The organism is Faecalibacillus sp. MSK20_93 (assembly GCF_020589945.1).
In the GTDB taxonomy this organism is placed as follows: Bacteria; Bacillota_I; Bacilli_A; order Erysipelotrichales; family Coprobacillaceae; genus Faecalibacillus; species Faecalibacillus intestinalis.
The window spans coordinates 92,292-114,244 of sequence record NZ_JAJDKA010000002.1 but is presented as its reverse complement, the minus strand read 5'-3'; the positions used below and the strand labels follow the sequence as shown (position 1 = coordinate 114,244).

Here is a 21,953-nt window from a genome sequence, read left to right as displayed (position 1 = left end):
ATTTCCTGTTTCATAGAAATAAACATAATATGAATCATAATCTTTACTATTCAATATATTGCTTTCTTCAACATGTTGATATCTAAATCCAACATCTTTTGGATTTTTAAATGGATCTTCTGGTTTCTTCAACATATTTACTGCCACCACAATCACAATTCCAATAATACAAATTCCTAACATTTTTAATGTCTTTTTACTCTTTTCCATAAGTCTTTCCTCCCTTGACACCTTCAACATAGACTATAGAGTCACTTTATACTCAAGTATTTTTTGAAAATTTCTTAAATTTTCCTCTCTACACTTATTATTTTATGTATTTTTTCTCCTTTTTATATTTTTCTGGCATGGAAGTGAGTTTTATGGCACGAAAATAAAAAGCAGGCTATTTTAACCTACTTCATTGATTGAATACTTTTAAAAACACATAACTCATTATCTTGTGTCACTTTATATTGAGCATCTAAATGTTGTGCCAATTGTTTAATAGAATTATCAAATGTTAGTTTCATATTTTTTGAAATCAGAACTTCGATAATATTAAATCCTTGTTTTTCATAAATATTAATTGTTATTTGTATAGCTTCTTTTTTAAATAAATTAATTACTTTAATTAAGTACTCTACATACTCTCTGTCCAAATAATAATCTGAATGTGAAATATTAATTGATGTATGAACATCTATTCCATTATTACTTAAATCATTGATTTTTTGATTCATGAAATAATCAAAATAAGGATTATCTGTATTAATAATAGCTTTAAACTTTCCAAAATTACGAATGTACTGATCTATTAGTTCAATATTGTCATCATACTTCTTATTTTGTTCATTTAGTTTTACCTGCATTAAGATATATCTTAAATTATGTTCTAATTGATAGATATCTTCAGACATTTTAGAAAGTACTTTTTCATTTTCTTTCTTGTATCTTATTTCTTCATTTTTTAAACGAATACGTGTAGACTCTTCATTTTCTTTCAAGAGTTTTCCATAAATATTAAGAATTAATATAATAGCTATAAAAATCAAGGCAGTACAAAATAAATTTGCAAGTACGCTAACATTATCAAAAACATAACTTGTCCCAAGAATATAAGCAACAATAGACAATATTGAAATAACAATAATAATTGTCAACCATCTTTGGGGATTCAATTGACTCTTATAAGATGTTTTTTTCTTTAAAAAAGCAAGTACAACTATGAAATACAATATTTTTGAAAAGACAATCATTGCTGGCATTTGAACAAATTGCATACCTATAGAATAATTTATAATTCGACCAATAATTAAAGAAATCACATTACAAACAATATCAATAATCAATGATAAAAAACATATAACGATACTTTCAATTCTTATTTTTTCACCAAATATTTTTAAACAAGCAACCAAAACACTTATTACCACAATTAAAAGAATGCTACTCTCGTTAATAAAATAATTACATAATGTTATTGAGGTAAAATCAATTAAAATAAATAACCATAATTTTTCAATATTTTTAAAATCAAAATACTTATAAATAAAGTAACACATGATAGAACTCTCAATAATATTTATAACCAAATCAAATAAACTCATGATATCAAATACTCCCTATATTGAAACATGAATTCATCTACATATTTTTTCCTAAGTGTAATGCATGTTTCATCTTTTAATATAATATTGTTCTTATCCACTTCTTTAATGTACATCATAGATACCGCATAGCTTCTATGAACTTGTACAACAACAGGACTATCTATCAAGTTTAAAACATCCTTTAAACTTGAGCGATAAGTATACGTTTCTTGGTCACACACAATACTGATATCATGACCAAAAGAAGTTATATAATGTATATTTTTTAAAAAGATACTTGTCTTTCTTCCATAATAATCAAATGTAATCATCTTCATTGTCTTTTTGTAATAAATGTTTAATAGCTTAAATAATTCTTTTAAATCATCTTCTAAATTTTGTTTTCTTACAAAATAGAATGGTTGTGTCGTAAGAGAAGAAAAAACTAGTTCTTGTCTTGATGATACATAAATAATTGGATAATCAACATTATTCATCTGTAATCTTTTTATAATGTTGATACCATTTAAATCTTTTAAATCGATATCAATAAATAATAAATCAATACCCTGATATTGAGAAAAATCATCAAACTTTTCATTTATTTCTGCTACTTGATAACTTTTAAAAATACCCTTTAAAAAGTTATCAATATAAGTACTTAATTGATAACTAAATTCTCGATCATCATCAACAACTAAACAACGCATTTGTCTACCTCTCTTACATCCTCTTATATTAAGTATAAAACAATGATCCACCCATGTCTATTTAATGAGTGGACCATTCTTCTTTTATTCAATTTAACACTAATATTTGATAAATGACTATCCTAACTATACATTATATGTGCATGATACTATTTATTATTTTTCAATTGCTTTATTAAACAGGGAGAAATATTGTATAAAATATCTTTATTTTTCTTATCAAAATAGTCATTTTTCCATAGTACTGCATTAATCAAGTACTTTTTTAATATCACTTGCTTTGTAATAAACATGATCAATCTTTTTATTTTCTACATGAATGAGCATTGGTACTTGTTTTACTGTGATATCTTTATAATCTGTAATGTTTTTATAATCAAAATCTTTTCCTGTTTTGATATCTTTTGCTTCTTCCATATTGAATACATAAATACTTGATTTTCCTCTAACATAAGATTTAACCACTTCATTTGTATCTTTACATTTTTCATTTCCTGTTTCATAGAAATAAACATAATATGAATCATAATCTTTACTATTCAATATATTGCTTTCTTCAACATGTTGATATCCAAGTTTAGCACCATCTGCATTTTTAAATGGATCCTCTGGTTTCTTCAACATATTTACTGCCACCACAATTACAAGTCCAATAATACAAATTCCAATCATTTTTAATGTCTTTTTACTCTTTTCCATAAGTCATTTCCTCCTTTGACACCTTTAACATAGACTATAGAGTCACTTCATACTCAAGTGTTTTTTGAAATATTTTTTATATTTCCTCTCTACACTTATTATTTTATGGATTTTCTTTTTAATAGATATCTTTCTGGCATGGAAGTAACTTTTATGGCACGAAAAAAAGATGAACATATTTGTCATCTTTGATTTATAATTTATTCTTATATAATTTAAACTTTAAAATAAAACATATCTCATTTTGATGATACTTAACTTCTATTTCACCATTTATTTTATGAATAAGCTCTTTAGTAATTGCAAGTCCTAACCCTGAACTCTTTTCTGTTCGACTGTTAGATGTCGTATAAAATTTATCAAACAGCTTATTTATATTTTTATCATTAATATCATAAGTATTATTTTTAAAAACATAAAACAGTTCATCTTCTTTGATTTCATTTTTGATAGAAGCTTTATGACACCCATGTTTAACAATATTCGATATAAGATTATTAAATATTCTTTTTAAAGCTTTTTCATCAACAATAATAAAAGTATTTTCAATTAAATCTAAATCTAAAATGATTTGTTTTTCTTGAAACAAATCATAATACATTCCTAAAGTATCTACAAAAAGATCATATGTATTGATGACTTTTAATTCTATAGGAAACGTATTTGATTCAACTTTAGCTAATTCAAAAAAACTTTCCATCATATTTTTTAAAGAATCAATTCTTGCTTCAATAATTTTTATATATTCTTTTCTTTTTTTAGCATCTATTTCTTCCATATTAATAAGTTGTAAATAACCTTGAATAGAAGTTAAAGGTGTTCGTAGATCATGTGACATATTCAAAATTGTAGATTTAAGAACTTCATTGGATTCTTTACTTTTCATTTCTATTTGTCTTGTTTGATCAATGAATTGATTGATGGTTTGAATAAGTTGTATTGTATCTTTATCAATGTATTCTTTGGTAATATGTGCATTCGTTGATTGTTTCATAATTTTTAAGAACTGTAAATTAATATGTCGTATTTCCTTTTTTAAAAAAAGAAGATGCACTCCTAAAAATAGTAATAATATACTTAATAAAACAATCATAATATATAAAATCAACATATCTTAAAGCCTATTCCCCAAACTGTTTCAATGGTTGGTGTTGTGGGATTGATTTCTTTTATTTTCTTACGAATATTTTTGATATGAACGGTTACTGTTTGGGTATCAATACAATAATCTTCATGCCAAACCTCTTTGAATATCTTTTCTTTACTAATTACTTTATTAGGATTTTGTATAAGCAACATAAGAATATCAAATTCTTTAGAGGTAAAATAAACATTCCGCCCATCAACAAAAACTTCTCTTGTATCTTGATTTAAGATTATATTTTTAAATTCTTCATTCTTTTTATAAGAAACTTGTTGGTTCAGATATTTTTGGATATTTCTTTCCACTTTGAGTTGTAATTCTTCTAAATTAAAAGGTTTTAAAAGAAAATCATCTGCTCCTAACTTTAAAACTTCAATTTTTGCTTCTTCTTCATTTTTAGCGGATACAGTAATAATAGGCACATCACTTACTTTTCGTACTTCTTGTATAATTTCTTCACCTGATAGACCGGGTAACATTAAATCTAAAATAACACAACAAATATCTCTTTCATTTTTTAATCTCAATAAACCTTCTGTTCCTGAAAAAGCTTGAATTGTTGAATAGCCTTTTATCACAAAATAATCATTAATAAAATTATTAATATCACTATCATCTTCTACAATCAAAACACAATTCATCTTTCCACCTTCTTTTTTCTAGCATTATACCTTATTTTAGGCTATATCTCGATAACAAAACACATAAATTCCTAAAATCAAAGAAATCAGTATAAAAATAAAACCAACAAATTCTGTTTTATAAATGATGCTTGTGCTTAAATTATTTAAATAAGCTAGGTGATCTAAACATGTTACTGGATCAATTTCTGATAGATGAATAGAGATTGCTATTGCTGAAATGAAAATCATCATAAATTGATATAAAATTGTAAAAAGTGTCGTTGCCATATTACTTTTAAATAAAATTCCTATAAAAATCATCATTCCAATAAAGCCAATATAAAGAGGTAATTGTAATAAGATAATCTTTAAAACAGTTATTAACTCACTCAATCGAATGCTTACAAAGCCATTAAATAAAATACTCATCATTAAACCTAAAACGACATATAAAATAGGTAATATCAAGGCAAACAAAGCACATATAAGCATTTTTGAAAGATAAATCGTTGTTCGTGAGTATTGATAAGAGACTGTATTTTTAATTGTTTTATATTTAAAGTCAGAAATAAAAACATTAATAACAATAGGTATTAAAAAGAAAAGTATAACATTCGATCCTTTTAAAAGTTCTATCATCATTTGTGTTCCTTTTTTTCCAAAATGAACAAGATTATAATTCATACTATCTGACATCAAAGTCATCACGCCATCTCCACCTTGAGCTAAACCATTTCCTAATAAAAGAATACCTAAAAATCCTAATGTAATCCAAAGTAAGATCTTACTCTTCCATAATTTATAAAAATCAGCTTTTATAATATTAAACATGACTTTCCACTCCTTTAATCAATGATAAATAATAATTTTCTAAACTGACATTTGAAATATTCATTTTATTAAGAATGACCCCTTCTTGAATTAAAGTTGTTGCTACTTGAGAACTTTCATTTACAAAATCATAAAGATAGATTGTATGATCGTCCATCACTTTAAAATTTTCTGTATGTAATTTTTGTTCAAGAGTTATCGATGCAAGACCAATATTTTCAACATCTAAAGAAATATATTTTTTAAGCTTTTCTTGTAATTTTTCTGCCGTAATTTCTTCAATCATTTGTCCTTGATGAATAAAACCATATCTAGTCGCTATCATTTCTAATTCATCTAAAATATGACTGGAAATAAGCATTGTAATACCGTATTTCTTATTGAGATGACTTAATATTTCTCTTAATTCTACAATTCCTTGTGGATCTAAACCATTTAATGGTTCATCTAAAATCAGTAAATCAGGATGATTAATTAAAGCAAGAGCCAACCCTAATCTTTGTTTCATTCCTAAAGAATAATTTTTGTATTTCTTTTTCCTAGCATTTTCTAAGCCAACCATCTTTAATACTTTTTCAATACTATTTATTTCAACAATTCCTTTATATTGAATATAATATTTTAAATTTTCATAGGCTGTCATATAAGGATAAAATGCTGGATTTTCAATAATCGCTCCTATTCTTGATCTATTTATTTGATTATCTAAAGTATCAAATAACTCTAACTGTCCTTGTGTCTCTTTAATTAATGACATAATGATTTTCATAGTCGTTGATTTACCTGCCCCATTTTGTCCAATAAAACCATATATATCCTTTTGATAAACCGTCATATTTAAATGATTTAATATTTCTGTTTGTCCTCTTTTTTTAGAAATATCTCTTAATTTTATTACTGTATTATTCATTTAACATCCTTCTTTCTGGATAAAAGTATATTTCAAATACTTTTACTTTTTAATAAAAAAATAAAGAAAAAAGTATAAAGAAAGTATAAAGATTATAACGTGTTAAACCTTCCATAATAGTAAATAACTCTATTATTTGATAAAATAATAAAGTGAAAGGAAAGAAAATAAATGAAGATACTTATATTTGATGATAATAGACAAGATAGAGAACATTTAACGAACTGTCTCAATTCATTTTTTGAAAACAAAGATATTTCTTATCAAATCACAACATGTCAGAATAAAGATGAATTATTGCATGATATCAATCACTATGACTTTTTATTTTTAGATATCGAACTTGGTCAAGAAAATGGTATTGACTTAGGTCTACAACTTCAAACAATACAGCATCATTGTCATATTATCATTACAACAAATTATTCTAAATACGCTATTGATGGTTATAAAATACAAGCAGAGCGTTATTTTATTAAACCTATTCATCAACAAGAATTTGATTTAGAAATGAATGGTGTTATAAAACATTATATAAAAGATAAAAACTATTTTTTTGATAAAAAAATATGTGATTCTAAGATTTATATCAAAGATATTCTTTATATTGAATTTATTGATCGTAAATCCATGATTCATAAATTAAACGGTGAAATAATCATGACAAATTGTACATTAAAATATTGGTATGATAAGCTAAACATTTATAGTTTTGCTTATCCATATAAAGCATTTTTAGTTAATTTAAAATATGTTAATGCTCTTTATAAAAAAGATATAGAAATGACTAATGGTGAAATGATTCCTTTATCTAGACATTATAAAAAAGAATTTGAAGCAAAATATATTGATTTATTACAGGATACATTATGATTATTCTTTCTAATATCATTTCATTTCTTTTGTTAACTTATCTTACAAATTCTTTTTTATCACCAAAATACAACAAAACAAAATCTTTGCTTATTTTTGTTTTATTTTTTATACCTTTAATTTTTATAACTATTGAATCAAAGTATATATTTATTTTATTTTTATATTTTATTGTTTGCTTTTTATTATATAAAGGATCATTTATTCAAAAAACACTCATTATTATACCGTTTTATATTATTCAAATATCATTAGAATTACTTATTTTTCATATTCAAACATTTTTTAATTATGAAATTATTCTAGCTGCGTTATTTATTTTGTTTTTTATAAGTATTTATATTTACATTTTAAAAAATCTAAAACGTTTATATTCATTAAAATATATCAAATTCATTTTTATATTTCCTATTCTAACAATTCTTTGGTTTGGAGATATTGATTGTAGTTATTTTTTATCTACTAGTACAACAGATTTGTTTGATTTACTAAGTATTCCTGTGTTAAATTTATTGCTATTTATCATTACGCTACTTACAACCAACTATATTTCTTTGAAAAAACAAAAAGAATTATTTAATTCAAAATATGAATTATTACAACAACACTATGATTATAATTTTAAATTCTTACATGATTTACTTCATACATGTAATCAACTTAATATTCAATTTGATAATCAAAATTATGAAAATGCTAAAGAAATATTAAATCAATTAACTCAAACAACCTATAAAGAATTTAATGCTATTTATAGTCAATCACTTGTTTTAAATTATGTCATCAATAATCATTTAAATACATTACTTGAAAATAATATTGATATTAAAACAACTGTTGAAACAACTTTTAATTATTTAGATTTATATACACAATTTGAATTATTTGACTATTTATTAAATCTAGCAATTAAAGCATGTTTAATAAATCAAAATAAAATAATTATTATAAAAGCAAAAGAAAAAAATAATTCTGTACTTTTTAAAATAACATTACCTTATATTGTAATCAAAAAAGATTTACTTTATCACGATTTAAACAAAATACTTTCTCATATAACTTATGAATTAAATATCAAAGAAATTGATTCAAATTATATAAGTTTACTTATTATATTTAATATTTAGGATTTGTCTCAGACAAATCCTTTTATAATAAAGGCCTTATTATACTCGTCCAAATCAATCATGAACATTCTAATAAGGCATAGATTTTAATATATAAATTTACTATGAGTGTTTTATGTCTTTTTTATCATCACAAATGATAAAATATGTGTCAGCATTAATACAACAACAATATTTAATAAAAGATATTGACCAATTTCTTTAAAAATAAAAGATACAATAAAAATCATCATGGGATGTAATAAATAATAATATTTAGAATATTGACTCCATTTTATTTTTAAATTTATATGATTTGTTATATAAATCACAGAAATAAATAAATAATAAGTAACTGGAATACATGAAAGCAATATATTACTATCTAATCTATGGAAATCATGTAAAATAATAGCTTCAAAAATCAAGAAAAAACATGAAACAATTAATTTAACAAAACAATTTTTTGAATAAACATTATCTTTTAACCCCATCTTATATCCCAAAACCACATAGAATAATCCAAAAAATAGAAAATTACGTGTTGTAAAAAAGATATTAAAATAATATGTAACAAGTTCTTTAATAGAAAGTGGAAGCAATCCATAATATGTTTCTGTTGCTCCAAATAATAATAAGAAGAAAGATATTATAAATAAATAATTTAATTTATATTTTTCTTTCCATTTTTTAAGTACAAATAAAGATAACATTAAAGCTGGAAAATACCACAAATGGTAATATACTCCGCTATAACATAGCATAACAATCAATACAATTGGTAATAAAACAATGATCAATAAAATAATTAACGGCATAGAAATATTCATTTTTATAATATATTCATTGATTTGCGTTAGATATTGAATCATTGTCATTAAAATGATTGGTATATAAATCAAACTCCACATTAAATAAAGTGGTATCGTACGTTTAATATAAGTGTCTATATAATTACTTTTATCTTTTTCTTTTTTAGCAACAAAGTAGCCTGTAATGATAAAAAACAAAGGTACACAAATCCTTGATACAATATTATTAAAAGCCAAGTCAAGTTCATTAGAATAATGAATAAATGGTCTTAAATGTAAAATAATAACTAAAATAGATAAGACATATTTTAAAATATTTAAATTTTGATAATAGATTTTATGTTGATGATAATTATCATCTATGTTTTCTTGAATATAAATCGTTATATAACTAAAAAGCGCAATCATAGTAACCAATACAATTGGATAAGCAAGTTTATTGTCATACTGTAATACATTTATAATTCTTAAAAACCAAACTAATAAAGTTATAATAAATATTATAAATAATTTATTTTTTAATTTCATAATTTAACCTCTTACGTTTATTATATAAGGTATCTTTTACGTGTACAAGATACAAAAAACGAGAGTTATTCTCATTAAAATCTATAACTCTCGTCACTGTTTTAAACTATTTTAAATATTCATTTAATTTTTTTCTATTAATGCCATGAACAGAAAATACAACAGAGATAAAAGTCATTAAAACAATATACAAATAAATATAAAAAATAACTTTCCCATTAAACATCAATGATAAAAAATTAAATGTTGAAACATATCTTAAATAAAACATTCTTATCATTGATAAACCAAGATATCCCATAATAAAAGCAATTGTTGAAATCAATAGATGTTCTAACAAAATAATGACTATCACATCTCTTTTACTTCTTCCTAAGGCATATAAAACTGCAAGTTCACGATTACGTTTTTTTATATAACCCTTATTTAAAAACAAAATAACAATACCAAGAATCACAGCTACTAAAATAATAATTCCTACATTAATCAAAACCGTTTGAATATAAGACTCTCTAAATTCACCATTTTTAAATTCATATTGAGACATTAAGCGTAGATGAGGAAATAATCTATTTAATTCTTTCGTGACATTTTTTACATCTTTTTGTGACTTACAAACAATGGTCATATCATCAAGACCAGTTCCAATAGCTTTTAAGTAAGAATCATAATCTCTGAATACAGTTTTATGGATATCATGGGATTTATTTTCTTGATTAAAATCATTTACATGATTTTTATAACTTTCTAGAGTTTGAAAAAGTTCTAAAAAATCATAATTTTGATAACTTGTATAAATATATTCTGTTAAGCCAATATTATTTTCATAATTTGTTTTATAAATACCAGATACTTTATATTTTTGATTTATTTGGTTTCTTTTTTCATTAATAATTGGTAATTCTATTGATTGATTAATAAGAGCATTTAGATTTTCATTTTTAAGATAATTGTAAGCTAGAAAATCAGGAATAAGAATTTCATTTTTTTCTGGGTAAGTACCATAAAGAAGATCTATATGTTTTGGATTATAATGTTTCATATAAGAGCTTGGTACTGTTAATGTTTTAAACTCCATTTGAACTTTATCTGGAAAATGAACATAACTTTTTGTTTTCTTAATTTTATTTGAAAAAGAATCTTTATATAACACCAGATTTAATTCATTACCCTTATCATCAACGCTTGTTTCTACATTACCATTATATAATTTTGCTTCTTTAACTCCTGAAATATTTTGAACGTCTTTTAAATCTTTATTTGAAAAGCTAATGCGAGCTCCATCATTAGAAATGATAACATAATTATTTTTTGCACAATCATTTAAATATTGTTTTGTATAATGGGTTGTTGATACATAAATGGTTTTATTATCAATACCTGAATAAAATTCATAAAGATCATTAATGGAAACACTATAAAAGAATAAAAAAATTGTCATAAACAACATAAAAATAATAGATACAGGTATATAATTTATAATGATATCTTTGATATTTCTTTGAATTGTCTTTAAAATATATTTAATATGATGAATTTTAGCCTTGGAGGCTGATGATTTCTTTTGATATGAAACAATATTTTCTTTATTTTCTTTTTCTAATTTTAATGTTTTATTTTCTAAAACATAAATATTATCACAATAATCCATCACACGTTGATCATGGCTAATAATAAAAATCATCATCTGTTCATTTCTTAATGATTGAATTGTCTTCATAATCATTGCAGCATGAACATCATCGAGATTTCCAGTTGGCTCATCTAATAACAATATTTTGGGATTTTTTATAAGCGCTCTTGCAATAGCAAGTCTTTGTTTTTCACCACCACTGATATTTTTTACCTTTGTATTTTTTAAACTTAAAATATCTAGTTTTCCTAAAGCGTCTAAAGCTTCTATTTCTTTACAATTAAGTGTGAGTATTAAGTTTTCTAAGACTGTAAAATTTTCAATGAGCTTAAAATCTTGAAAAACGATGTGTATTTCATTTCTTCTCATTTCATCCCATTTTTTTAAATCGAATGATTTAACATCTTGTTTATCTATTGTATATATACCTTCGTAATCATTATCTAAACCAAATAGGATATTAAATAACGTCGTTTTTCCACTACCACTTTTTCCAATAATCCCATTGATTGTATTGGTCTTATTAAATTGAACATTTAAATTTTCAAAGATAATTTTCTCATCATATCTTTTTGTTATATTCTTTAATTCCAACATGATACAAACCTCCTTTTTTATAATTTCATTATATAAAGGAGGTTTTATAGAGTAAATTCATCTTGATTAACAGGTTTGTTTTTATGATCAAGAGGTTAAATACAACAACACAATGATTGAAAATGAAACAAATTTATTATAAAACTCTTGTGAAAAATAAGTGTTGATGGATGACTACTTATTAGTTCTAGTGTGTGGTAGATAGCGCATGCAATTCTACTGGCTTACCTACACAATCATTGATGTAGATAGTCAAACCATGGGAAGGTGATTGGACCCCTAGCCTGGCACGGGCTAAAAATAATGTGACAATTGATTCAGGTTGCAGAGCATCGTCAATCAAAATAAAAAAGTATAGAAAATATATTTTTCTATGTTAAAAGGAACCATAATTTCGGTTCCTTCATTTTTTATTAAAACCAACCCATTTTTTCACAGATATTATAAATACCATCATCAACATTTTTATCTGTGATGTAAGTTGCTTTTTCTTTTAAAGCATCACAGGCATTTCCCATAGCGACACCTGTCCATAAATCTTTATCAAACATATCAAGATCATTATAATCATCACCAAAGACAACTACATCTTGAATAGGTGCTTGGAGTATTTCCATCATTTTGAAAATACCGCCTTTTTTATTATCTGGTTGAAACATTAAGTATTCTTTTTCAAAACGTAATGAACCTAATTGATCTTTGTTTTGAAAAGAAGCTTCTTCTTTTTCATCTAAAGCAAGATAGATTTTATAAAAGTTTTCTACTTGTGTATAATCAAAATCTTGATCTAAGATATAAGTTGTTGGTTCTTTACGATAGCCTACTTGTTGAATAAATAAATCATTTTCACCATAGACTTCTTGACTATCATTGATTGCTACTAAATAACCAATCCCTTTTTCTTTAGCTTCTTGAATGATTTTTAAAGCTCCTTGTTTATCTAAGGGGATATTTTCTTTTAAAATACCATCTAATACAATTCCATTGCCCCCATTACAGACCATATTTTCAAAATTAAATTCTTTTCTTGTCTTTTCTGCTTTATAATGGGCTCTTCCTGTATTCAAACAAACAAAATGTCCTGCTTGTTTTAGCTTTTCTAAAGCAATTTTCGCACTTGGGACAATTTGATGTGTTTTTAAATCAGTTAGTGTTCCATCAATATCAAAGAAAAAATATTTTTTCATACTATTTTAAATCCTTTACTCCTGTTTCTAACATTTCCATTTGTAGAATTGTTTGCCATGGTTGGATGACTTGTTCCTTACCATTTACAATACTATCATAGATACCATCATACACACGTGCATAGTCGCCGTCAACTGTTGGAACTTTTTCTTCATGATAAATACCATCTTCATCATAATAAGTAAGGGTTCCATAATGTTCTGGTAAATCTTTTCCAAAATCACTATTAGTAGGCATATGGAAAAGTTTTAAATGTTCTTCTTGTCGATCTTTACTATATTTTTCAAACATTCCCTTTTTACCATAAACAATAAAAGAAGGTCTTGATTTTACCCTAAAGTAACTTGATTTAACGGATACTTTTAATGTTCCATAATAAAGATCAAGATCAAAATAATCATTCATTCGACCTGTTCCTAAAAGTTGTCTTACATCATAATGAATATCATCAGGTTTTCCAAAGTAAGAAATGACTTGATCTAAAGTATGACAACCATGTCCATATAAATAAGACATTGCTGGATCAAAATGATCAACACTTTCAGGTATTTCAGGACGATAGTAATCGAAATGCATTTCTAATTCTAATAAATCTCCTAATTTCCCTGATTCAATCACTTTTTGTACAGTTAAAAAGTCACTGTCATATCTTCTATTTTGATAAGCTGAACAATAAAGTCCTTTTGATTTTGCAAGTGCAAAGATTTCTTTAGCTTGTTCACTATTTTCCATAAAAGGCTTTTCACATAAACAATGTTTATTATGTTCAAGTGCTTTTTTAGTATATTCATAATGATAATGATGTCCTGTACATACAACCACCATATCAATTTCATCATCTAAGAAAATATCATCTTGATTTTCAGTATAGTTGACTCCTTCAATTTCATCCCATATATCATGATGAATACGTGGATTATAAATTGTTTTAACAATAAACTTATCCGGTCTTTGCATCACAAATGGTAAGTGATAACGATTGGTACTTTTTCCATTTCCAATATATCCTAAAACAATTTTATTATTTATCATTATCAAACACGATCCCTTCTTGCATTCTTCCTTCTTCCATTAATTTAGAAATCAATAATGAAAGTTCTAACATTTCTTTTTGTTTTTTAACATCATTTTCTTTAATCATTCTTATAAATTCTTTAAATTCATAAATTAAACGATGTTTCTTTTCAAAAGATTTTACTTCACTTGTCCCATCGTTATAACAGATTTCATATTCTGTCATTTGACTTAACGGACATTTAACAACGATTGCTCCTAAGTTTCCTTGAATCGTATTCATTAAAGGCGCTTTACAATCTTTAGCCCCAATACATAACGCTTTAAAATGTTCAAAATCAAAAATCATCATCCCACTTGTATCAATATTTCTTTCAATATTTGCCATATATTTATGATAAACAGGTTTCCCAAACAAATCGATTAAAGCATGAATGTTATAAACATTTAAATCCATTAAAGCTCCACCAGCTTTATGAAAATCAAAAGCTGGTAAAATTGTTCCTTCTTTAAAAGCATTATATCTTGATGAATATTGCGAATAGTTAAATGAAACAATTTTAATATCTCCTAATTTCTTTAAATCTTCTTTTAATGAAAGAAAAGCAGGTGTGTAATGTAAATTCATAGCTTCAAAAATCATGAGATTCTTTTTATTGGCGGTTTCAATTAAATCTTCTAATTCTTTACTATTCGCTGTAATTGGTTTTTCAATAATTACATTTTTACCATTTTCTAAAGCTTTTTTTGAAAATTCATAATGTAGATGATTAGGTAAAGCACAATAAATTGTATCAACATCACTTTGAAGTAATTCATCATAATCTGTGTAAACTTTATCTAAATGATATTTTTCAATTAGTTCTAATGCTTGTGATTTTGATTTTTTTGTTGAAAAAAGATAAGTCTTTTCAACGCCAAGTTCATGATACATGGTAAGAACATCTTTAACGATCATTCCTGTTCCTAAAATTCCTAGTTTCATTATTTTGCTTCCTCTCTAATTCTTTCAATTGTTTCTTGTAATTTTTTTGAATCTTGTAAAGTATGTGTTGATTGATTATGATTAATTAAAGCTTGTATTTCTAAAGTCATGTCATCTCCTTCAATTGGATATGTTTTTTGAATGACTTCATTTTCTAAATGAATTGTGTATTCAACCACACGGTTAAACATTGGGACATAGATTTCTCCCTTATCCCCTTTAATTAAAGCATAACGTTCTTTATTATAATTAATTGAACCTTCTACTTTTCCTTGAACTTCATTTTTAAAATTTAAAGTTGCTTTAAAATTCATTTCAATCTCATTTTCTTTTTCAATATGAGATTCAACACTTTCAACTGGTGCATCCACTAAAGCAAGGACAAAACCAACGACATAACTTCCTACATCATTTAAAGCCCCACCTTGTTTTGGATCAAACAAGTAAGAATCTTTTTTATCTGTCCCATCAAAACAAAAGTTTGCTTCAATTGATTTTAATTTTCCAATCAACTTTAAATCTTCTTTTAAATAATCAAAACCTACATTAAATTTTGTTTTAAAAGCTTCTAAACAATAGCCTTGATATTCTTTAACATATTGATTAATTTCATCAATATCTTCACTTTTTAAGACAAGTGGTTTTTCACATAAAACCGCTTTATGATGTTTAATGGCTTCTATAATCCATTTTTTATGTTCATAGTGAGGAACTGCAATATAAACGGCCTCAATATCTTCAGCTTTTAAAAGTTCCTCATAATCACGATAAAGTTTAACTAAAGGATGACTTTGTAAGTAACTGTCGTTTTCATCTAAAGAATGTGAGGCAATGGCATGCACTTTTCCCCCACTAGTATAAGTAATACTTTTAACAAACTTACGCGCTATGTTTCCATAACCTATAATTCCAAAATTCATTTTTCTACCTCCAATAACGCTATTGCTTCAGCAATATCATTAACACAATAATGTACTTGTTTTTGTATTTCTTGAGGGGATGTTTTAAAAGTAAAGGCTGTATCTACGACTTTTAACATCGGTAAGTCATTATAGGAATCCCCTATTCCTGCTACCTTTTCTAAGTGATAATAATCTTTAATGATTTTGATCCCTGTTCCTTTTGAACAGCCTTTTCTTACAATATCAATTGAATTTCTATTTTGAAAACCTTCAACTTCTTGATATTTTTGATTAATTTCAAGACATGCTTTCTTGGTTATTTTGTCATCTTTAAAAACAAGAGATATGCCATAAATTATTTCATGCTCTACTTCTTTAAAAGAAGAAATGACTTTTAATTTAGGATTATAATCTTCTTTAAGGGTTGCATAAAAGACATCTGCATTTCCTGTTTGTAAAATGATATGTGCTTTCTTTTTATATTCATTAAAGATTTGTTGAACGATTTCTTTTTTCATTGAAAAATCTTGAATGATATTGAAACCTTTATCTAAGATCATTGCTCCTGAAGAAAGAATATAGAAATCTAATTTTAGCTTTTCTAAATCAAATAGGGCACATCGAGGTCTTCCACTACATACTCCAAAAAGATGTTTTTTTTGATACTTTTCAATAGCCTCTTTATCTTGTTTTTTTATTTGTTGATTAAAAACAAGTGTGCCATCTATATCACTTGCAAGTGCCTTCATCTTTTAGTTTCCTTAAACAATCAACGATGACTTGATGATCTTCATCATGGACGAGCCCTGAAACAAGAATACTTCCTCTTAATTCATCATGAATAATTAAAGGAAAACCTCCTCCACAAATAACAAGACTTTCATCTTTTTCATCTTCTTGATACGTTTTATTTTCTTCATTTTCTAAATAGATGTAATAACTACTATGTCCATATTTTTCAACTGTTTTTTGTTTACGATCAAGCCAAATGACTCCTTTTTTACCATCCATCAAATATTGAAAAACAATATCTCCATCTAAAACAATACGGATTCTAACATTTTTTAAATGATTTTTTTCAATATGATCTACAATGATTTGTCCTAATTGATAGGCATCATGATTATTGAATTCTTGAAAAGAAAGTTCTTTTTCTAATTGTAAGACTTCTTCTTTTGTCATCTATTTCACCTCAATTTTGTTATAACATACCTTCTTTCTCTTTTTAAGAGATGCATCTCATTATGGAAATAAGGTTCAAGGTAAATGAAAAAAAGCTCAGTTAAACTGAACTTTTGGTTCACTTATTTTTAAGATGATAAATAAGGGCATGTAAATTATTTAAGATGTACATAAAAGCAAGTTGAGAATAAAAGGTTGCAATTTTGTTTTGTTTTTCATAGTCAGGAATCATAATCTGATATTGACTATAAACAACAAGTGGACTTTGAAGATTAGCAGTAACCAAAGCTGTTTGAATTCCTTTTTGATTTAAGATTTTCATACATTCTAAAAGGGATGTATTTTCTCCACTATAAGAGATAAACAAAGCAAAATCTCCTGGCTGTAATTGTTTGGAAATATAGATTTCTTCCCCATATTGAGTTGCTAAGACAGGAAATAAGTTAAGCTTTGCAAGTTTATTAATAAAGTTTGCTGCTGTTATTTGGCTATCGCCATAGCCATAAATAAAAACTCTTTTCTTTTGTACCATCAATGTTGCTATTTTATTTAAGGTCTCAATAGATAAATGATGATAGACTTGTTGAATACTTTCTTGATAAAGAGAAAACATGTTTTGAATGATTTGTTCACTTGTTTCATTGACTTGAAATGGGATTGTATAGTCTACTTGACTTATCATATATTTATTAGCTTCAAGTTCCTGTAATAAAGCCAATTTAAATTGTCGATACCCTTGATAGCCTACTTTATGACATAAACGAATAATCGTGGCATTTGAAGTATAGCTCTTTTTTGCCAGATCATTGATTGGAAGTAAAGTTAAATCTTCTAAATGATCTAATAAATAATCAATGACTTGTTGTTCTGATTCGGTATAATGATTTTCTTTAAGTTGTTGTAATATTTTCATTATTCTTTCATTAAAATATCAAGCGCTTCTTCCACACTATCAACTACATCATCAACAATCGATGTTAAACTTTCTGGTGATGTTGGAAAAGTAAAAGAATGATCCACGGTTTCTAACATAGGAATGTCATTATACGAATCCCCAATTCCGGCAACTTCCTCTAAATGCATTAATTCTTTTAATTTTAAAATTCCTAAACCTTTAGAACATCCTTTTTCAGTAATATCAATATATTCTTTATTTTGATGTGCAGTTAATTCAGGAAAATGTTCTTCAATATCAAGACACACTTTTTTAGCGTTTTCATCTGTTTTTGCATTCATGGATAAACCATAAATATCTCCTTCTACTTCATCTAAAGAAGTAATAACTTGTCTAACCATTGAACCTAAGTCTTCTTTTAAAAATGTATAGATTTGCATATTGGCTTGAATAAAAATATCATAATCTTTTTGATAACGATCATAAAATTCATGTAATAAATGTTTAGAAATCGTACTTTTATAAATAACTTCTCTTTCTTTATTAAGTACAAGTGCTCCTGTACATAGAATATAGAAATCAAAATCAATATAAGGCTTACAAAATTCATAGATGCCTTTAAAAGGTCTTCCACTACATAAACCAAATAAATTACCCGCTTTTTGAAACTCTTTGATTTTCTTTAAATCTCCTTCTTTAAATTTTTCATTAAATAATAATGTTCCATCATAATCACTTGCTAGTACTTTCATAATAATCCTCCAATGCCTTTATTGTAGTTGATTTTGTAAAAAAAGAAAATCATTTTCATCGATTTTCTTATTTTAATATTTCTTTTATCTCCTCTAAATTTTCCACAAAATAAATACCTTCTTGTTTTTCTTTAGAGGATAAATCAAAAGTAATCATCTTATCTAAAAGTTTCTTTAAATCATCATAATATCCATTTAAATTATAAAGCATACAAGGTGTCTTTAAATGTTTCAATGAGACTTTAGACATGACTTCTGTAATTTCTTCTAAAGTTCCTGTTCCTCCTGGAAAAGCAATAAAAGCATCCCCTAATTCAATCATTTTTGTTTTTCTTTCACTCATATCTTGTGTCACAATTAATTGTGTTATTTTAGGATAATCAAAACCGGCATCAATGAAAAATTGTGGTTCCACACCTATGACTTTTCCTTTTGCCTTTAATACACTTTCCGCCAATTCTCCCATTAAACCACATTTAGAGCCTCCATAAACAAGTGTATGTCCATTTTCGCCAATCCACTTTCCAAGTTTTCTTGCTGCTAAAATAAGATTTTGATCATTTCCATTACTTGCCCCTAAATAAACTGTTATATTCATGTATACCTCCAAAATTTATAAATCTTTTTTATCCTTTTGATTATTATATCATTTTCTGTATAAAAAATGCGTTTTTGTTTCATAATAAAGCAGGTGATTTTATGAATGAATCTTATTGGCAAAAGACAAGTCAACATCCTTGTTTTAAACAATTAAATAAAGATATAAAAACCGATATTCTTATTATTGGCGGTGGTCTATCCGGCATTTCATGCGCTTATCAATTAAAAGAAACAGGTAAACAAATAACTATTGTTGAAAAGAATCTTTTAGGTAGTCATACCAGTGGACATACAACGGCTAAAATTACTCTTTTACAAGATCTTATTTATCAAAAACTTGTAAAACATTATAATATTGAAACAGCTTATCTCTACTATCAAAGTCAAAAAGAAGCAATGAAAGGTATTAAAGATTTAATTGAAAAAGAAAAAATCGATTGTTGTTTAAAAGAATGTACGATGTCTTTATATACCGATGATTTAAAAAATGTTGGAATGCTTGAAAAAGAACAACATTATTTACACCTCTTTGGTGAAACTGTTTTTGACAATCAAAAACATTTAAAAACAATCAGTTTGCATCATCAATATATCTTTCATCCTTTAAAATATCTCTATCATCTTGTGAAATGTTGTCAAAAGAAAAATGTTCAATTTTATGAACATAGTCGTGTTGATAAAATCATAAAAAGAAAAAACGATTTTCTTGTCTATGTACAAGGACATCGTATTATCTGTCAAGATCTCATTCATGCCTCGCGTTATCCTTTTATAAAAAAAGGTTTCTACTTTTTAAAAATGTTTCAATCTTTAGAAAGTGTTGATTTAAAACAAAGAACAGGAAATCAATGTACCCTCTCTATTGATTTTACAGAAAGTTATCGTCCTTTAAAAAATCATGCTTTAGTTATTAATTCTAAGAGTAAGGACTGGTTTGCACAAGATACGATTCCTTTAAGAGGTATTCCTTATATGGGGCGTTATAAAGAACATGAATATTTTATTTATGGTTTTCAAAAATGGGGTATGACAAATTCTTTTTTAGCGTCTAAAATCATTAAAGATCTTTATTTAAATAACGATAATGCCTATCTTTCCTTATTTTCTTGTCATTATTATTCTTTAAGCTATTCTAAAATATATTTGAAACAAATGCTTCATCACCTTTATCTTGGTTATGTCAAATTTCATTTTCGTACCAAGAAAAATTTACAAAGAGGTCAAGGAGGATTAATGAAAATCAATCATAAACTCTATGCTGTTTATTTAGATAAGCAAGGCATTTATCATTATTTTTCTCCCTACTGTCCTCATTTAAAAGGTCTACTTTCTTTTGATGAAAAAAATCAAATATGGCATTGTCCCTGTCATCAATCTGTTTTTGATTGTTATGGAAAACTTATAGAAGGGCCTTGTTTAAAAGATATGAATAAACAAAAATGATACCTATTTCATTTCTTCTATTATATAATAATGTATGGGAGGAAGTTTATGAAAACATATTTAACATTAGATGTTGGTGGCAGTGCCATCAAATATGCGCTATTGCAAGAAGATTTAACTATTTTAGAAAAATCAAGTGTACCAACTCCTATGGACACCCTTGAAAACTTTATTGAAACAATTGGAAAAATCTATGATCAATTTCAAGATCAGATAGATGGTATGGCTCTTTCTATGCCTGGTATCATTGATCCTGAAAGAGGCTATCAATATACTGGTGGTGCTTTACGTTATATTGATAAATTAGAAACTGTAGAAGTTTTAAAGAAGCGTTGTCCAACAAACATTACAATTGGTAATGACGCTAAATGTGCCGCCAATGCGGAAATTGGTTTTGGAAATCTCCAAGATATTCAAGATGGCGCTGTGGTTATTTTAGGAACAGGAATTGGTGGATGTTTGATTAAAGATCATAAAGTTCATACAGGAAAACATTTTTCAGCGGGTGAATTTTCTTTTATTAAAACAAACAACTTAGATCCTTTTACTTGGAATCATGCTTGGTGTACGAGAAATGGTATTTCTGGGTTATTACAACGTGTTCAAGAGGCACTTGAAACAGACAAAGAATATACTGGAATTGAAATCTTTGAAATGGCTAATAAGGGTAATGAAAAAGTCATTGCAGGAATCGATGCTTTTGCCAAGGAAGTCGCAACTCAAATCTTTAATGTACACATTATTTTTGATTGTGAAAAAGTGGCTATTGGTGGTGGTATATCTGCCCAACCATTACTTATTGAACTCATTAATAAAAATATGAATGAAATTTTTGATAATTTACACTTTGATGTTTATCATCCTGAAATTGTTCCTTGTAAATTTAGAAATGACGCTAATTTAATTGGTGCTCTTTACCAACACATTCAAACTTTTAAATAATTTTCTCTTTGAG

Annotated in this window: 23 protein-coding genes; 4 read left to right on the top strand and 19 right to left on the bottom strand. The window is 25.9% G+C overall.

Annotation, left to right across the window (positions count from 1 at the left end; translation table 11 throughout):
• The 8 genes from LJD34_RS01450 to LJD34_RS01415 all read right to left on the bottom strand — a co-directional run.
• On the bottom strand, positions 1–210 hold a 210-nt coding region (locus LJD34_RS01450; RefSeq protein WP_227359017.1), incomplete at its 3' end, for a hypothetical protein.
• Between the two features lie 185 nt (positions 211–395).
• Positions 396–1,589: a hypothetical protein gene (locus tag LJD34_RS01445; protein ID WP_227359016.1), complete on the bottom strand. Its 1,194-nt coding sequence runs from the start codon at positions 1,587–1,589 to the stop codon at positions 396–398.
• Positions 1,586–2,281 carry a LytR/AlgR family response regulator transcription factor gene (locus tag LJD34_RS01440; RefSeq protein ID WP_227359015.1) on the bottom strand — a complete coding sequence of 232 codons (696 nt, stop codon included), beginning with the start codon at positions 2,279–2,281 and terminating at the stop codon, positions 1,586–1,588. Before LJD34_RS01440 ends, LJD34_RS01445 begins: the two co-directional genes overlap by 4 nt.
• 249 nt (positions 2,282–2,530) lie before the next feature.
• The gene (locus LJD34_RS01435) at positions 2,531–2,980 is read right to left on the bottom strand and encodes a hypothetical protein (RefSeq protein ID WP_227359014.1); all 450 of its coding nucleotides are present in this window, start codon (positions 2,978–2,980) and stop codon (positions 2,531–2,533) included.
• Between the two features lie 193 nt (positions 2,981–3,173).
• Positions 3,174–4,091, bottom strand: a complete 918-nt coding sequence (locus LJD34_RS01430) for a sensor histidine kinase (protein WP_227359013.1) — start codon at positions 4,089–4,091, stop codon at positions 3,174–3,176.
• Positions 4,085–4,765 (bottom strand): response regulator transcription factor, encoded by a 681-nt coding sequence (locus tag LJD34_RS01425; RefSeq protein ID WP_227359012.1) that lies wholly within the window; start codon positions 4,763–4,765, stop codon positions 4,085–4,087. The genes LJD34_RS01430 and LJD34_RS01425 overlap by 7 nt, the downstream gene beginning before the upstream one ends.
• Before the next feature lie 36 nt (positions 4,766–4,801).
• A complete protein-coding gene (locus LJD34_RS01420; protein WP_227359011.1) occupies positions 4,802–5,578 on the bottom strand; it encodes an ABC transporter permease in 777 nt (258 codons plus the stop codon).
• Complete coding sequence (locus tag LJD34_RS01415) at positions 5,571–6,488, bottom strand: ATP-binding cassette domain-containing protein (RefSeq protein WP_227359010.1); 918 nt, start codon at positions 6,486–6,488, stop codon at positions 5,571–5,573. Before LJD34_RS01415 ends, LJD34_RS01420 begins: the two co-directional genes overlap by 8 nt.
• A 171-nt stretch (positions 6,489–6,659) precedes the next feature.
• Between LJD34_RS01415 and LJD34_RS01410 the strand changes: the two genes are divergently transcribed.
• Together LJD34_RS01410 and LJD34_RS01405 are read left to right on the top strand one after the other, a co-directional pair.
• Positions 6,660–7,361 (top strand): LytR/AlgR family response regulator transcription factor, encoded by a 702-nt coding sequence (locus LJD34_RS01410; protein WP_227359009.1) that lies wholly within the window; start codon positions 6,660–6,662, stop codon positions 7,359–7,361.
• Positions 7,358–8,488, top strand: coding sequence for a hypothetical protein (locus tag LJD34_RS01405; RefSeq protein WP_227359008.1), 1,131 nt, complete (start codon positions 7,358–7,360; stop codon positions 8,486–8,488). Before LJD34_RS01410 ends, LJD34_RS01405 begins: the two co-directional genes overlap by 4 nt.
• A gap of 113 nt (positions 8,489–8,601) precedes the next feature.
• Here the strand turns inward: LJD34_RS01405 and LJD34_RS01400 are convergent, their stop codons facing one another.
• From LJD34_RS01400 to LJD34_RS01350, 11 genes are all read right to left on the bottom strand, one after another.
• Positions 8,602–9,807: an acyltransferase family protein gene (locus LJD34_RS01400; RefSeq protein ID WP_227359007.1), complete on the bottom strand. Its 1,206-nt coding sequence runs from the start codon at positions 9,805–9,807 to the stop codon at positions 8,602–8,604.
• Between the two features lie 106 nt (positions 9,808–9,913).
• Positions 9,914–12,037, bottom strand: coding sequence for an ATP-binding cassette domain-containing protein (locus tag LJD34_RS01395; RefSeq protein ID WP_227359006.1), 2,124 nt, complete (start codon positions 12,035–12,037; stop codon positions 9,914–9,916).
• A gap of 413 nt (positions 12,038–12,450) precedes the next feature.
• A complete protein-coding gene (locus LJD34_RS01390) occupies positions 12,451–13,224 on the bottom strand; it encodes an HAD-IIB family hydrolase (RefSeq protein WP_227359005.1) in 774 nt (257 codons plus the stop codon).
• A gap of 1 nt (position 13,225) precedes the next feature.
• A complete protein-coding gene (locus LJD34_RS01385) occupies positions 13,226–14,257 on the bottom strand; it encodes a Gfo/Idh/MocA family oxidoreductase (RefSeq protein WP_227359020.1) in 1,032 nt (343 codons plus the stop codon).
• Positions 14,247–15,224, bottom strand: coding sequence for a Gfo/Idh/MocA family protein (locus LJD34_RS01380; protein ID WP_227359004.1), 978 nt, complete (start codon positions 15,222–15,224; stop codon positions 14,247–14,249). Before LJD34_RS01380 ends, LJD34_RS01385 begins: the two co-directional genes overlap by 11 nt.
• On the bottom strand, positions 15,224–16,144 hold the full coding sequence (locus LJD34_RS01375) for a Gfo/Idh/MocA family protein (protein ID WP_227359003.1): 921 nt from the start codon (positions 16,142–16,144) through the stop codon (positions 15,224–15,226). The genes LJD34_RS01380 and LJD34_RS01375 overlap by 1 nt, the downstream gene beginning before the upstream one ends.
• Positions 16,141–16,875 carry an HAD-IIB family hydrolase gene (locus LJD34_RS01370; RefSeq protein ID WP_227359002.1) on the bottom strand — a complete coding sequence of 245 codons (735 nt, stop codon included), beginning with the start codon at positions 16,873–16,875 and terminating at the stop codon, positions 16,141–16,143. The genes LJD34_RS01375 and LJD34_RS01370 overlap by 4 nt, the downstream gene beginning before the upstream one ends.
• Entirely contained in the window at positions 16,856–17,308 is a 453-nt protein-coding gene (locus LJD34_RS01365) for a heme-binding protein (protein ID WP_227359001.1), read from the bottom strand. Before LJD34_RS01365 ends, LJD34_RS01370 begins: the two co-directional genes overlap by 20 nt.
• Positions 17,309–17,426: 118 nt before the next feature.
• On the bottom strand, positions 17,427–18,221 hold the full coding sequence (locus tag LJD34_RS01360) for a MurR/RpiR family transcriptional regulator (RefSeq protein WP_227359000.1): 795 nt from the start codon (positions 18,219–18,221) through the stop codon (positions 17,427–17,429).
• Positions 18,221–18,955 (bottom strand): HAD family hydrolase, encoded by a 735-nt coding sequence (locus LJD34_RS01355; RefSeq protein ID WP_119363548.1) that lies wholly within the window; start codon positions 18,953–18,955, stop codon positions 18,221–18,223. The genes LJD34_RS01360 and LJD34_RS01355 overlap by 1 nt, the downstream gene beginning before the upstream one ends.
• A 67-nt stretch (positions 18,956–19,022) precedes the next feature.
• Positions 19,023–19,553, bottom strand: a complete 531-nt coding sequence (locus LJD34_RS01350; protein ID WP_119363549.1) for a TIGR00730 family Rossman fold protein — start codon at positions 19,551–19,553, stop codon at positions 19,023–19,025.
• A 101-nt stretch (positions 19,554–19,654) separates the two neighbouring features.
• On the opposite strand from LJD34_RS01350, the gene LJD34_RS01345 reads away from it, so the two are divergent.
• Complete coding sequence (locus tag LJD34_RS01345) at positions 19,655–20,998, top strand: FAD-dependent oxidoreductase (protein ID WP_227358999.1); 1,344 nt, start codon at positions 19,655–19,657, stop codon at positions 20,996–20,998.
• 48 nt (positions 20,999–21,046) lie between these two features.
• Entirely contained in the window at positions 21,047–21,940 is an 894-nt protein-coding gene (locus tag LJD34_RS01340; RefSeq protein ID WP_106986840.1) for an ROK family protein, read from the top strand.
• The last annotated feature ends 13 nt before the right edge of the window (positions 21,941–21,953 follow it).